1 protein-coding gene is annotated in these 799 nt (G+C 45.4%); it reads left to right on the forward strand.

What is annotated here, in order from left to right; all coding sequences use genetic code 11:
• Window positions 1–799: hypothetical protein (locus G4D82_RS14290; protein ID WP_207788184.1), on the forward strand; the 799-nt coding region annotated here is incomplete at both ends.

Below are 799 nucleotides of genomic sequence, written 5' to 3' on the forward strand. Positions count from 1 at the left end.
GGAACACAACCTGCTGAACCAACCGGATTGGCTTGTTATGAGACTGCATCTTTCAATACAACTACTTGTGCTTGGGATGTAACCGGAACACAACCTGCTGAACCAACTGGATTGGCTTGTTATGAAACTGCATCTTTCAACACAACGACTTGTGCTTGGGATGTAACTGGAACTCAACCTGCTGAACCAACCGGATTGGCTTGTTACGAAACTGCATCTTTCAACACAACGACTTGTGCTTGGGATGTAACTGGAACACAACCTGCGGAACCAACCGGATTGGCTTGTTATGAAACTGCATCTTTCAATACAACTACTTGTGCTTGGGATGTAACCGGAACACAACCTGCTGAACCAACCGGATTGGCTTGTTACGAAACTGCATCTTTCAACACAACTACTTGTGCTTGGGATGTAACTGGAACACAACCTGCGGAACCAACCGGACTGGCTTGTTATGAAACTGCATCTTTCAACACAACTACTTGTGCTTGGGATGTAACCGGAACACAACCTGCTGAACCAACCGGATTGGCTTGTTATGAGACTGCATCTTTCAACACAACAACTTGTGCTTGGGATGTGACTGGAACACAACCTGCTGAACCAACCGGATTGGCTTGTTATGAAACTGCATCTTTCAACACAACTACTTGTGCTTGGGATGTAACTGGAACACAACCTGCTGAACCAACCGGATTGGCTTGTTATGAGACTGCATCTTTCAATACAACTACTTGTGCTTGGGATGTAACCGGAACACAACCTGCTGAACCAACTGGATTGGCTTGTTATGAAA

It is taken from the genome of Flavobacterium lotistagni (genome assembly GCF_011392125.1).
GTDB lineage: Bacteria > Bacteroidota > Bacteroidia > Flavobacteriales > Flavobacteriaceae > Flavobacterium > Flavobacterium lotistagni.